General features: G+C 42.1%; 10 protein-coding genes. 5 read left to right on the top strand and 5 right to left on the bottom strand.

Features of this window, described 5'->3' with window-relative positions:
- Positions 1 to 4 precede the first annotated feature (4 nt).
- From AC1MCB_RS00230 to AC1MCB_RS00210, 5 genes are all read right to left on the bottom strand, one after another.
- Positions 5 to 721, bottom strand: coding sequence for an SDR family oxidoreductase (locus AC1MCB_RS00230; protein ID WP_479966737.1), 717 nt, complete (start codon positions 719 to 721; stop codon positions 5 to 7).
- Positions 705 to 3026, bottom strand: a complete 2322-nt coding sequence (locus tag AC1MCB_RS00225; protein ID WP_479966736.1) for a glycoside hydrolase family 65 protein — start codon at positions 3024 to 3026, stop codon at positions 705 to 707. Before AC1MCB_RS00225 ends, AC1MCB_RS00230 begins: the two co-directional genes overlap by 17 nt.
- A gap of 63 nt (positions 3027 to 3089) precedes the next feature.
- Entirely contained in the window at positions 3090 to 3740 is a 651-nt protein-coding gene (gene pgmB / locus AC1MCB_RS00220; protein ID WP_479966735.1) for a beta-phosphoglucomutase, read from the bottom strand.
- A 1-nt stretch (position 3741) separates the two neighbouring features.
- Complete coding sequence (locus tag AC1MCB_RS00215; RefSeq protein WP_479966734.1) at positions 3742 to 5592, bottom strand: glycoside hydrolase family 13 protein; 1851 nt, start codon at positions 5590 to 5592, stop codon at positions 3742 to 3744.
- A 155-nt stretch (positions 5593 to 5747) separates the two neighbouring features.
- A complete protein-coding gene (locus AC1MCB_RS00210) occupies positions 5748 to 8636 on the bottom strand; it encodes a TonB-dependent receptor domain-containing protein (RefSeq protein WP_479966733.1) in 2889 nt (962 codons plus the stop codon).
- A gap of 233 nt (positions 8637 to 8869) precedes the next feature.
- Between AC1MCB_RS00210 and AC1MCB_RS00205 the strand changes: the two genes are divergently transcribed.
- From AC1MCB_RS00205 to AC1MCB_RS00185, 5 genes are all read left to right on the top strand, one after another.
- Positions 8870 to 11308 (top strand): penicillin acylase family protein, encoded by a 2439-nt coding sequence (locus tag AC1MCB_RS00205; RefSeq protein WP_479966732.1) that lies wholly within the window; start codon positions 8870 to 8872, stop codon positions 11306 to 11308.
- A gap of 95 nt (positions 11309 to 11403) precedes the next feature.
- On the top strand, positions 11404 to 11649 hold the full coding sequence (locus AC1MCB_RS00200; RefSeq protein ID WP_479966731.1) for a four helix bundle protein: 246 nt from the start codon (positions 11404 to 11406) through the stop codon (positions 11647 to 11649).
- 169 nt (positions 11650 to 11818) lie between these two features.
- Positions 11819 to 12205: a hypothetical protein gene (locus AC1MCB_RS00195; protein WP_479966730.1), complete on the top strand. Its 387-nt coding sequence runs from the start codon at positions 11819 to 11821 to the stop codon at positions 12203 to 12205.
- 17 nt (positions 12206 to 12222) lie between these two features.
- Entirely contained in the window at positions 12223 to 13215 is a 993-nt protein-coding gene (locus AC1MCB_RS00190) for a long-chain-fatty-acid--protein ligase (protein WP_479966729.1), read from the top strand.
- A gap of 227 nt (positions 13216 to 13442) precedes the next feature.
- The gene (locus AC1MCB_RS00185; protein WP_479966728.1) at positions 13443 to 14546 is read left to right on the top strand and encodes a ScyD/ScyE family protein; all 1104 of its coding nucleotides are present in this window, start codon (positions 13443 to 13445) and stop codon (positions 14544 to 14546) included.
- Positions 14547 to 14568: the final 22 nt, after the last annotated feature.

The raw sequence follows: 14568 nt of genomic DNA, 5'->3' as shown, positions 1-14568 counted from the left end.
TTATTTAATAATCTTGTGATAAGGGATGAATCATGAGCTCATCAATAACTACATGTGCAGGGGCAGATAATATGTAGTTAACAGAGTTAGCTATATCTTCCGGATTTAGCTGCAGCTGTTCCTTATTTGGCCCCGGAGTATTATTATTGAACCAGGTTTCTACTTTTCCGGGATATACCACACTAACCTTTATATTGAATTCTCTAACTTCTTTCCGCAATGCCGAACAGAAAGCATCTTGCGCGTACTTACTTGCACAATACATAGCGCCGTTGGCAAAGGTACGCCTTGAAACATCAGAAGCGATAGTGATTATGTGTCCGCTTTTTTGTGCCTGCATAAACGGCAGCAGGTGTTTACTCATTAGGAAGGTGCCCTTAACATTAACGTCCATCACCTGATCAAAAAAAGCACTATCAGTTTCCACAACGGATTCAAAGCTACCGATGCCCGCATTATTGATAAGGATGTCCACCTGGTTACTGATAGCTGACAGGGAAATTAGAAACTGCTTAACGGCTGTTTCGTCCGTAATATCTAAGGGAAAAGCACTTGCTTTACCACCGTCGTTAATAATAATCCTGACGATTTCCATCAACTCGCTTTCGTTGCGTGCTATTAAGATCACATAAACACCGGCCTTAGCAAGATCGAGCGCTATTGCTCTTCCAATACCTCTGGAAGCTCCGGTTATTATCGCAACTTTATTTTTGAGAACCATAAGCGGCCACGATATTCGAATCTGCTGAAATTGGGTATTCTTTATCATAAACCAGTACTTCCACCGGCTTGGCCGATTGGTTGCTGATCGTGATAGTCTCTTTATCGATTTTTACGTTCAGTAAGGAACCGCGGAAGCCTATATTAAAAGAAAAAGATTTCCATTGATCCGGGAGAAAGGGATTAAAGATCAGTAATCCGTTTTTAACCCTCATGCCCGCAAAACCCTCAACCACGCTCATCCAGGTTCCAGCCATTGACGTAATATGACAGCCATCTTCTGTATCGTTATTATAGTCATCCAGGTCAAGCCTGGCTGTACGAAGATAAAATTCATATGCCTTCTCCCCATCACCTAATCGTGCAGCCAATATGGCGTGGACACATGGGGACAACGAACTTTCATGAACCGTTCGTGGTTCATAGAAGTCGAAATTGCGTTTAATAGTTTCCACGCTATAGTGGTCCTCGAAAAAATACAATCCCTGCAAGACGTCAGCCTGCTTTATAAAACATGAACGAAGGATCCTGTCCCAGCTCCATTTCTGATTCAGCGGCTTTTCTGAGGCCGGAAGATCATTCACTAACGTTTGCTCCTTATCAAGATAACCGTCCTGTTGCAGATATATTCCTGCGTCCTTGTCTTCAGGAAAATATAAATTACTGCTAATATCTAACCAGTCTGCAACTTCATTATTATCGTCAAAGTTCGTTCTGGAAACAATTTCACTGTAGCGGTTGGAGTCATTGGTTTTGACCAGTTCTAATGCCTCTGCAGCATACTTCAAGCACCATGAAGCTATCGTGTTGGTGTACCAGTTATTATTGACATTATTTTCATATTCATTCGGTCCGGTAACCCCAAGCATCACGTATTGCTTCCGGTTTTCACTCCAGTTAACACGCTGCGCCCAGAATCTGGCAATTCCAATCAATACTTCCAGGCCATATTCCTGCAAGTAATTCTCATCTCCTGTGTATCGGATATAATTATAGATGGCAAAAGCGATGGCACCGTTACGATGGATTTCTTCAAAAGTGATTTCCCATTCATTATGACACTCTTCGCCATTCATGGTCACCATTGGATATAAAGCTGCGCCGTCCTTAAAACCTAACTTTGCAGCGTTTTCTATCGCCTTCTCCAGATGATTATAGCGATAGATCAACAGGTTTTTAGTCACTTCTGGATCAGCAGTTGCCAGGTAGAAAGGCACGCAATAGGCCTCTGTGTCCCAGTAGGTAGAGCCCCCATATTTTTCGCCGGTGAATCCCTTAGGTCCAATGTTCAGCCTGGCATCCTCGCCGGTATAGGTTTGATTTAACTGGAATATATTAAACCTGATAGCCTGCTGTGCTGATGGATCACCTTCAATAACGATATCTGCCTGTTCCCATTTTTTAGACCAGGCTCGCGCCTGTTCCTTAAGCATGGTATCAAAGCCTTTTTCGAAAATTGAACTTATAAGCTGCTTTGAGTTTTGAAGAAGATCTTCCTTAGGATGATTTTCAGAAGATAGATTTACAGCATATTTATAAACCACCAATGTTTGATCTTCATCAACTTGTTGATTAATCTCTAATGCGACAAACTTATCTTTTTCTACGGTGTCTGCACGAAAATCAACTGGCTTTCCATCGATACTTACGGATACCTGCATCCCGGTGCAAACCTCAAATCCGGTCTTTTTAGTTCTCATCGTCAAAAATGCCCGATCAGCCTGAGTTTCCTTATTCAACTCATCCCAGAACTTCTCATCGTAATTGGCATCCTGGTTTTTAACGTCGCCGTCTATAGATGGAGTGACCGTGATATTGCCGCTGAAGTTGAGCGCTTTAATACTGTAGCGAATAGCCCCAGCTTCATCATCAGCGATACTGCAGAAACGCTTGGCATTTACCTCAACCTTTTTCCCGCTTTTTAACTCCGCGATGAATAGCCTTTCAAGAAAACCTTCGCGCATGTTTAAAACGCGGCGAAAGTCACTGGTTACACAGCTATTCAGATCAAGAGTTTCACTATCAATTTTAATATCAATGCCGATCCAGTTGGCTGCATTTAATACTTTGGCAAAATATTCAGGATAGCCGTTCTTCCACCAGCCTACACGGGTCTTATCGGGGTAATATACCCCGGCAACATAATTGCCTTGTAATGTCTCTCCCGAATAACTTTCCTCAAAGTTTGCCCGTTGGCCCATACGACCATTTCCAAGGCTAAAAATGCTTTCGGAGATCTTATTGAGGTGTGGATCGAAATCTTCCTCAATGATATTCCACTCGTCTATTTTAATATAATTCTTCATGGGCCTTACCACTCACCCCCTGTTCCCTTTCCAAAGGAAAGGAGTTTAGAGGATTTGCAAGCTTTATAAATTTTTTAATATTTCTAAATTCATTTCATGCAAACCTGAAATAACCAGGTTTGCCCCGCCTAATGTTTCCTTTGAACCAATACCCACCACTTTCATTCCGCCTGCTAAAGCAGATTCTACTCCAGCTATGGCATCCTCGAATACTACACAGGCTGCAGGTTCAACGCCTAACATTTCAGCACCCTTTAAGAATACTTGCGGATCGGGCTTGGAAGCGGTGACTATATTCCCATCAACGATCGCATCGAAATATGAGGTCAGCCCGACTTTGTTAAGGATGATTCCGGCGTTTTTACTTGCAGAACCCAGTGCACTTTTATATCCGGCCTCTTTTAACGCCTGCAAAAACTCCAGAGCGCCGGGAAGGATTTCGGCTGGCGTCATCCCGCTGATCATATCAACATACCAGTCGTTTTTACGCTGTGCCAACTCTTCCCTTTCGGTTTCCGTTTTATCAACGCCACCCCAGCCAAGTATCAGAGCCAGGGATTCCTTACGACTAATTCCTTTTAGCTTTTCATTTGCTTCCTCAGTAAAGTCAAAATTGAGTTCGTTAGCCAGGCGCTTCCACGCTTTAAAATGATAAACTGCTGTATCAACAATAACTCCATCAAGGTCAAAAATACATGCTTTAATTTCGGCCATATTATTTCAATTCAAAAACTGCGGTAGTTTGAGCGGGCACTTTCAGGTTATCCAGACTAACAGATTCGTCCGTTAGCACATTCATTGCCTTTGAACTACTTCCTAATCTCTCAGTAAATCGTTTGGAAGACAATGCCGTTTCAGCATCATTGGTATTCATGACCACCATAACGGTCTTATCAGCATCGTACCTGAAATATACATACACTCCGTTCTCCGGAACATATTGCATCAACTTTCCAGTCTGTAAAACCGGGGAATCTCTGCGGTAGTTGGCTAGCTTTTTTACATAATTGAAAGCATCATTTTCGCTTTCAGATCTTCCTGCAGCAGTAAATTTGTTGTCCTTATCTCCGGGCCATCCTCCTTTGAAGTCAAACCTTACCAGTCCATCCGGGTTAGTGAGACCTTTCATGAGAATCTCATCACCGTAATAAAATTGAGGGATTCCTCTGGTGGTTAATAACCAGGCTATTCCCATCTTATATTTTTTAATATCTTCTTTAACTACCGAATAAAAACGTGGCAAGTCATGATTAGCAAGGAACACCACCAGCTTCGTTGGATCCTTGTATAAAAAATCACTGGCAATGGTAGTATATAATTTATTCACGCCGTCATTCCATCCAAACTTGCCATTTAACGCTTCTGTTATACCCCACAAAGCTTGAAAGTCTGTGACTGATTGCAAACCTGTATCAAAATTCTGATTTAGCGTATTTCCCTCAGTGAAGTAAGCCTGATTTGGTAATCCATGTACCCACGTTTCACCAAAATAGGTCATCTGAGGATACTCAGCGGTGATTGCTTTAGCCCATTCGGCCATATAACCTAAATCATTATATGCGTAAGTATCTAGCCGGAAGCCGTCCAGTCCTGAATATTCGATCCACCAGATATGACTTTGGGTGAAGTAGTTTCTTACAAAAGGATTGTTCTGATTCATATCAGGCATGTGGCCATCGAACCAACCGTCAGTCATTACTTTCTTATCCGCTTTCGAGGCATATGGATCAAACAGAACCTGATCTTTATACGAGGTCTTTGTAAATACCGGCCACTGATGAACCCAATCTTTTGACGGCATATCTTTAATGGTCCAGTGTTCTGTACCCACATGATTATGCACCAGGTCTTTCATCATCTTCATCCCACGCTTGTGCAACTCAGAAACTAACTTTTTATACAATTCATTGCTGCCAAAACGGCGATCTATTTTGTAATTTTCAGTATTAGCGTAGCCATGATAGGATGTCTTTGGCTGATCATTTTCTAAGACTGGATTTAACCATAAAGTAGTCACGCCAAGTTCCTGAAGATAATCCAGATTGTTGATGATGCCCTGCAGGTCCCCACCGTGACGTAAATACATTGAATCACGATTCAGAGATGTTTCCTTCATCCCCTTAATCACATCGTTTTTCTTATCACCATTCGCAAAACGGTCAGGCATAATCAGGTATACAAAATCTTTATTTGTAACGCCCTGCGCTTTAACAACCTGTTCACGGGCTTTCAATTCGTAGCTGTAGCTTATCGGCTTGCTTCCTTCTCTCTTAAAGCTGATATTAAACTTCCCGGGCTTGGCAGAAGCCGAGATTTCCAGGTCAAGAAAAAGGTAATTATTGTTTTCTACTTTATGAACCTGCTTTAAAGAAACTCCGGGATAAGAAAGCTGGACTTCACGCTGGCTAATATTCTCACCGTGTACGATAAGCTGTAGAGCCGGATTATTCATTCCTGTCCACCAGAAAGCAGGTTCAATGCGTTCCAGAGGGGCTATTGCAGCAAAACCAGTTACGGTTATTAGAAAAGTAAAGACGACTATTAAGAGGTATTTTTTTTGTCGCATATGGTTATTGTAAGAAGAACACGAAAGTAGATTTTTATAAGGATATAACCCGCTAAATGACATTAAAAAGGTTGCCAATAAAGCATCTCATTGATGACTAAAAATCAAAAAGCCCCATCCGAATTTTCGGACGGGGCATTCTTATATTAATCTCCTTACTGATTGAACGTAAAACCGATGTAATACATGGCTCCCATTGCCGGGTTACCGTATGAAGTGATGTTATACTTATTTAAAATATTAGACCCGCCTAACTTTAGCATCGAATTTACTGAAGGAATTTTCAGGTTAATCTGAGCGTCAAGCGTTCCAAAGGAATCAACATCACCGGAAGCAAAAGAAGAAGTCCAGTAGAATGAATCTTGCCAGCGGTATGCCACATTGAAACCAAGATTTTTACCGATATTTTTATTCCCTATTCCTAAGTTATAACGGATTTTCGGAGTGTTAAAATCATTGATATAATTGGCAGGCAGATCTCCTATCTCATTATAAGAAACGTTACCGTTCAGATTGAACTGACCTATTACATAGTCTAAACCCAGAGCAGCGCCATAAGATGAAACTTCACCTTCAGCGTTTACAGGAACACCAAATTTGGTAAATGCTGTACCGTTCATCTGGTAAACTTCTACGGCAGTAATGAAATTCTTATACTGGTTATAGTAACCGTAGGCATCGATCAAAACATTCGGACCTAATAAACCCTTATATCCAAGTTCATAGGCTTGCACACTCTCAGGCTGAACGCCCTCTGGTGTAAATGTATACTGTTGTAATAACGCAGGGTTCGGAGCTCCGGCGGAGGCAGAAGCAAGGAAACTGCGATAACTTACATCAGTATAAGGTTTATTGCTAATCAGTTTAAACTTCCCTTCAACAAGTTCAGGAATTCCACCTATTAAGCGCGTCGAACCACCTCCTACCGAAAGATTTATATATTGATTTTGAGTGGTCGGATTACGATATCCGGTCTGATAGGAAAGACGAATATTATTATTTGGTGCTACTGTGAAAACACCTGTTACACGTGGAGTGAACCGGCCTTCAAAGTTGGTGCTTTTATCATAACGGCCAGCTACGGTTAACTTTAGTTTATCATTCAATACTTTTTTTCCTAAAGTTCCGAAAGCACCGTATTCGTTGATGTCAATTTCACGGCTAAGGTCATCAAATATGGTACCGCCCGAATTTAGGTCATAAACACGGTACGAAGCTCCTACCTGGAATTCCACCGCATTCTTAAATGCATTCGTGAAATTGTACATACCCTCATAGTGATATAGGTTGGTTTTATCATTGAACTTAGCTCCCAGTGCAGTCGGATCACTTATATTGGTGTTCATGATCTTATTCTTGGCATTCTCAAAAGCCGGAGTACCTGGTTCAAAACGACCCTGGTCAGCGGCCGCACGAGCGAAAGCGTGTGCTTGTTGATCCGGAGCGCCCGCTGCACGAGCACCCACGTAATTACCTACATACTGAGGAAACCAGGTAGTTGACACTTTTGATGTTTCATTGATGTAACTACCCAGGATAGAGGAGATGTACGAATCACCGGAACGCTCCTGAGTGGTATAACCTTTTAATGTGAAATCCTGACCTTTTAATTCTAATTTATATTGGCCAATACTAAAGTTACGAAGAGAATACCGGTCAGACCCGGTATATACCGACGTTCCGGAGCCCCAATTTGCCTGTGCAATAGCCTCAACAGTATTACTCAATTTGTAATGAAGCGAATTTGATGTCTTAAACGACTCAGTATCGTAATCAACCAAATAGTTTTCCATGTAGCCCGTTCTCGAAACAGCCTGATCAGGAATTAGCCCGGCCCGCAGCCCAATATTGAATGGAAGTACATTCTGAATGGCAGGTCTCAAAGCAGCAGGGAAATTGCCAAGAAAAGCACCAATCTGAGCCGGAGTGGCTGTAACCGGTAGTGTATTGATCATACCAATTATATTTGGAATTGCTCCGTTAGTTGCGGCAGCAATACCAGCGTTTGTAGCACTCTGTACAGAATTGGCCACATTGCGCATATTTGAATTTACCTCATCCCCATAAATGTTGATACCATCAAAATTAGGATCAGTGCTCCTATCGCCTGGTTTTACTGCCCGGCCAGTACGGTCAAAATTGGTTACATTTCCAGCACGCCAGTCTTGAGCCTGCAGGAAAGATATATTGGTTTTAAATGCCCATTTGTTGTTCCAGGCTTTTGCATAACGGAATGAGACATCTTCAAAACCCTGAGTGTTTTGCAAAGGATCGTCCACATGGTTAATACCTGATTTTACCTGGAAGCTGATTCCTTGATGAGTAAACGGGCTTTTAGATGTTAACAACATAGTACCATTGATACCACCGGCACCATATAAAGCAGAGGATGCTCCCGGCAATAATTCCACATTATCAAGGTCCAGTTCTGAGATACCTATAATGTTACCAACAGAGAAATTCAGTCCTGGAGCCTGATTATCCATCCCGTCAATCAATTGATTAAAACGCGTATTACCGTTAGAATTAAAACCCCGGGTATTAACTGATTTAAATGTTAAACTTTGGGCACTCATTTCAACACCTTTTAAGTTTGCCAAAGCGTCGTAAAAGGACGGCGCAGCCATTTCACGAATCGCTGCAATTCCCACACGTTCAATCGAAACCGGTGATTCCAGAATTTTTTCAGGGGTCCTTGAAGCTGCAATGACTACTTCCTGTCCCAGGATCGCCTGCGATTCCAACGCAATCATAAGATTTGATACAGATCCTGCGATGGAGCGCTCCACGCTTCTGTAACCTAAATAGCTTACTACAATTGTAAACGGGGTGGCTTCCGAAGTTGTAAATGTAAATCTCCCATTCTCGTTAGTAGATGTACCGACAGCCTTCCCTTTTACTGAGACCGCAACACCGGCCAGAGCTTCGTTTGTAGCCATGTCTGTTACAGTGCCCGAAACAGTAACGCCCTGAGCCAAGGCCATAGAACTGATTACCGCAACGAAAGCCAGTGTGCTGGCCAGACGGGTAAAAATTTTAAACATAGAATTAGAGTTTAGTAAGGGTTGATTAGTTTTGGTTAGTTGAGATAAACATAGTATTTATTTTGTTTTTATACAATTCCAAGCAATTTTTTTTATGCTTGCATAGCAATTTATCTGTGGCGAATTATCCATTGACGAACTGAGAGCGACAGCTTACTCTAATTGGGGGAAATACTATTTGGCTTAAGTATTAAAATTATTCATATTTATCGATAGAATGAATTTATTAAGTAATGAGAATCATTAAAGCAATCATCACATCAGTATCTGCTGTGGCAATGGTCATAGTTTTAAATTCGAAGATTGGAGACGTGCCTCCGTTAGGAAAATTTCTTGATCCGTTTCATGGTTTTTGGCAAAATGCTGAATCCAGAAATGTGGCACACGTAAAGGAATTCAAACTTGAAGGATTAAAAGGAACCGTAGAAATCAGGTTCGACGATCAGATGATTCCGCACATTTTCGCTGCGAATAATCACGATGTATTTTTTGCACAGGGATATATAACTGCTAAGGACCGCTTATGGCAACTGGATTTTCAGACCCGCTTTGCTTCGGGACGCCTATCTGAAGTTCTGGGGATTAAGGCTATCGACGTAGATAAATATCAGCGTCGAATGGGCATGGTTTACGGAGCTGAGAATATGATTAAAGGGATGCAAAAAGACCCTGAAATGCTGGGAGTGATGGAAGCATACGCGGCCGGCGTTAACGCTTATATCAAATCGCTGAAGCCTGAGGATTATCCGATCGAATTTAAAATCCTGAATTATAAGCCTGAGGAGTGGAAGGTAATAAATTCAGCATTTCTTCTAAAACTGATGTCAGCAACTCTATCTGGCGGCTCCAACGAGTTTTATATGAATAATGTATTGAATGAGTACGGCCCTGAAATTGTCAAAAATTTGTTTCCTGATTACCCTTTCCGTGAAGACCCAGTCATCCCGGCAGGAACAAAGTGGGATTTTACCCCCCTGGAACTCCCACAGCCTCCAGTCCTGCTTACAAATGCTGATGATCAAAACATCATAACTAAAGAAAAGATAGAAGGTATTGGTTCCAACAATTGGGCAGTATCAGGATCCAAATCTAGTACCGGTTTTCCTTTGCTGGCTAACGACCCCCATCTCGAACTTAGCCTGCCATCGATTTGGTACCAGATCCAGTTGGTAAGCAATGATGCAAATGTTTATGGTGTGTCTCTTCCGGGGGCTCCCGGAGTAGTTATCGGTTTTAATAAAGATATTGCCTGGGGGGTTACTAATGTCGACGCAGATGTATTAGACTGGTACCAAATTAGATTCAAAGACGATTCTAAGAACGAATACTGGTATAATAACTCCTGGAATAAAGTAAAAAAGCGCATTGAAAACATTGGAGTCAGAGGAGCAAAGACAGTTGTAGACACCGTTTACTATACTCACCACGGACCGGTTGTTTACCTCAAAGGACAAAAGCCAGCCAGCTATGCAAAGGCAAAAAACATCCCGGAGGGACATGCTTTACGCTGGGTAGCACATGATGAGTCAAATGATTTCAGAACGTTTTATATGCTCAATCGGAGCAAAAACTATAACGATTACCGCAAAGCAATCTCCTACTTCAGCGCCCCCGCACAAAACTTTATTTTTGCGAGTGCAGGAAACGATATCGCAATTACCCCGAATGGCTATTTTCCGTTAAAATACAGAAATCAGGGTAAGTTTATATTAGATGGCAGCTTGCCTGCAAACGACTGGCATGGCAGAATACCGGCAGAGCAAAATCCAACCATAAAAAACCCTACCCGTGGTTTTGTCAGTTCCGCAAACCAATCCTCAACAGATAAAACCTATCCCTACTATATTAATTGGGAATTCGCTCCTTATGAACGAGCCCACCGAATCAATAAGCGTTTAACAGCTATGAGCAAGGCTTCCATTGATAGTATGCGCAACTTGCAGAACGATAACTACAGTATACTTGCAGAAAATATACGATTAAAGCTTCTAGAAAATATAGACACAGAAAAATTGAATGCCTCCCAAAAGGAAGCTTATCAAATTGTTTCAGAGTGGAACAACTTCTATGATTCCGGGGAAATCGGGGCAAGCATATTTGAGATCTGGAGAAAAGTGCTGGAGAAAAACATCTGGGACGATGAATTTACTAAACCCAACAAGCCCATGCGATATCCATCCCGTGACCGGATGGTCCAAATGCTGCTTGAAGAACCGAACGCGCAATGGTTTGATAATCTGAATACCCCACAGAAGGAAACGATAAATGATATAGTTCAGTTAAGCTTTATTACAACCGTAGACAGTCTGGAAGATAAATATGGGCCTATCGATGACGAATGGAAATGGGGTAATGTAAAACATAGCCATGTTCCTCATCTGGCAAAAATTGCCGGCTTTGGCTCGAAGTTCATTAATAATGGTGGCTCCAAGTCATCGGTGAATGCCATGAGTGAAACCAACGGACCGTCATGGCGCATGATTGTAGCCCTCGGGAAAGAGGTCAAAGGCTATGGGGTGTTCCCGGGCGGTGAATCAGGAAACCCGGGCAGCTTCTATTATGACGATATGGTGGATACCTGGAGTAACGGAAAACTGAACGAACTACTTTATTTGAAATCAAAAACCGAAGCTTCTGACCGGGTTATTTCAACCTGGAAGATGAGTAAGTAGTTGGTTAGATGGTTGGTGTTTAGATAGTCGATATGCCGTGTCAAAAATAAACCGAGTTAGATGTCGGGAAACAAGGAGGAATATTAGCTTCTCACGTGAACGCCCTTACCTCAAAATATCAGAAAGCTGAGCAGTTTGGACTAACTTCACAAATCAGAAGATGCGTTGTTTCGGTGCCTTCGAACATTGCTGAAGGCTGGGACGAGAAACATCCTGAAGAGACGCTACATGTTCTATCCATTGCCAGAAGTTCTCTATTCGAGCTTGAAACACAACTATATATTTCAAAAGATTATTATTATCACAGAGGATCAACCAGTGATTTGCTTATTAAAAATTGAAAGTATTTGGCAAACTACTTATCGGCCTGAAGCGCTATTATTTATCGCAAACCAACACTTCCTAAACGATACCCAAACTATTCGCTAACCCTTGGGCAACTATAGCCTACCAACTAAAAACAACTAACCACTTAATTACCTAACTAACTAAAAACCTAACCAACTACATATGCTATTCCTTCTAATACTCATCATTTCACTTGTATTACAATTCTTTTTGCCCTGGTGGATAATCGCGCTTGTCGCATTCGGCCTTTCATTTTGGAAAGCTAAAAGCGCTGGCCGGACTTTTGGATCAGGCTTTTTGGCCATCCTCTTATTATGGATAATAATGGGTCTGATCCAATCTGTTCCCAATGAAAATCTATTAGCAAACCGGGTGGCAGAAATGCTGACCCTACCCGCTTCTTCTTTCGGTTGGCTCATCATCTTGCTGGTTACCGGACTAGTTGGTGGCCTTGTTGGAGGCGTATCGGCATTAGCCGGCTTCTATTGCCGGTTTGCTGCAAAAGATTCTCAAACAATCCAGATAACTAAACAGGACCTAAAGCATTAATAGCGTTAAATTCCTAATTGTATCTTTGCCCGGTGGTAGTAAATGACATTTTTTCTATTAAAAATTCCAGGCAGTTTGAAAGCCTTGCCTTAGAGGTTTTTAGGCTGCAAGCCAGAAATTGCCGGGTTTATCGGGATTTTCTCAGGAATCTAAGTATTGATCCTCATAAAATTACCCAATTAAAGAAGATACCCTATTTACCAATTGAATTCTTTAAATCTCATGAGATAATTTCCTCTACAGCTAAGCCCGATCTTATATTCACAAGTTCAGGTACTACTGGTATCTTACAAAGCAAGCATCCAGTGACTGATTTGCGCATTTATGAGAAAAGTTACCGCCTTGCCTTTGAACAGTTCTATGGTGATATCAGGGATTACGCCATTTTAGCTTTATTACCCTCCTATCTGGAAAGAGAGGGATCCTCGCTCATCTATATGGTCGACGACCTGATTCGAAAAAGCGGTCATGATCAGAGCGGGTATTTTTTATATAACCACGCCGATCTCGCAGACACTTTGAAAGATCTTAAAAAGCAGCACACACATACCCTGTTAATCGGTGTCACTTACGCCCTCCTTGATTTTGCAGAAAGTCACACCATTGAATTTCCGGAATTAATAGTAATGGAAACAGGCGGAATGAAAGGAAAACGCAGAGAGATGATTCGTCTTGAACTTCACGAATCATTATGCCAGGGTTTCGGGGTGCCTGGAGTACATTCAGAATATGGAATGACCGAACTCCTCTCCCAGGCTTATTCAAAAGGGGGTGGTATATTCCATTGCCCAGCATGGATGAAAGTGCTTATCCGGGATACAAATGACCCGCTGGATTTATTACAGGAAGGTAAGACGGGCGGAATTAATGTAATCGATCTTGCTAATATAAACTCCTGCTCCTTTATTGCAACCCAAGACCTTGGGAAACTTCATCCGGATGGCGGTTTTGAGGTACTGGGACGTTTTGATAATAGTGATATAAGAGGGTGCAATCTGCTTGTACAATAAAATTTGATTTTGCGCAAACAAACTGCATTTTTTCCTATTAGTACAATATTGTTTCATATTTTAAATACCCGTCTATTTCTTAGCCGCGCATTTCCAAGTTCCAAAATCCACTTAATTCTTAAACGTTCCTTTTTCGTTCATGCTACGGTCCAGCTACCCGGCAGATTAACCAAGTCGTCTATTTTTCGACCTGCATATGAAATCTATTAACCAAAAGGAGATATATTATGAAAACAAAAAAAGTACTACTACTTCTGGCGATTGTGTTGGTCACATTGCAGTCGACATCCTGCCAAAAGGAATCGCCGACACTCTTCTCTGCCAAACCTGACCAGGTACAGGAAACTTTTACAGTCGTCGCGACCGGTTTGCAAAATCCCCGTGGCTTAAAGTTCGGACCTGACGGTTTGTTGTATGTCGCGGAGGGTGGTCCCGGCGGAACCAATTCAACGGTAGGCCAATGTGAACAGGTACCCTTCCTTGGACCATATCTTGGGAGTCCTACTGGTGGTCGGATCTCCAAAATCAGCAGCTCTGGCGAAAGAACAACGGTTTCTGATCAGTTTCCCTCATCACAGGCAGCCGCCGATCCTTCCGTGAGTGGAGTTGGCGATATAGCCTTTTGCGGAAATGACCTCTACGCGCTTATAACCGGTGGCGGATGTTCACATGGAGTGCCGGAGAAAGTTAACGGTTTGTACAAGGTTAGTGCCTCCGGAGAGCCAAAGCTTATAGCTGATTTAAGTGCATGGGTAAAGAACAATCCTGTGGCAGCTCCGCCAGCGGATTTTCAACCCGATGGAGAATGGTACAGCATGATCTATGTGAACGGAAGCTTTTATGCTCTGGATGCAAATCACGGTGATTTCATTAAGATTACTACCAGTGGAAAGATTACCCGTATTGCTGACATCTCAGCTACCTATGGACATATTGTACCGACCGTGTTAGCTTATTGTGATAAATTCTATTTTGGAAACCTGAATATTTTTCCGATTGTTCAGGGAAGTTCCAGCGTGTACACTTCGAGTTTAAAAGGCGAGCTTGACGTGTTCAAGACAGGCTTTACCACCATCCTGGGGCTAGCCTTCGATAAGAAAAATCGCCTATATGTTTTAGAGAATACAACTAACAATCCTTTTCCTACTCCCGGAACAGGCAGGGTCATCCGCGTTGCCAATGGTAACAAAGAAACTATTACCGAAGGACTTGTACTTCCTACTGGAATAACGACCGGCCCTGATGGTCATTTGTATGTTTCAAATATTGGCTTTGGCCCGGTTTCTACTGAAGGAGGAGGCCAGATAGTGAAAATTGAAATTACTGATTAATCCTGAGTAAAAGGACAAAAAA

It is taken from the genome of Daejeonella sp. AP26 (genome assembly GCF_056680515.1).
Note: the sequence above shows the minus strand (reverse complement) of the source record. Positions and strands in the feature narration are given on the sequence as shown.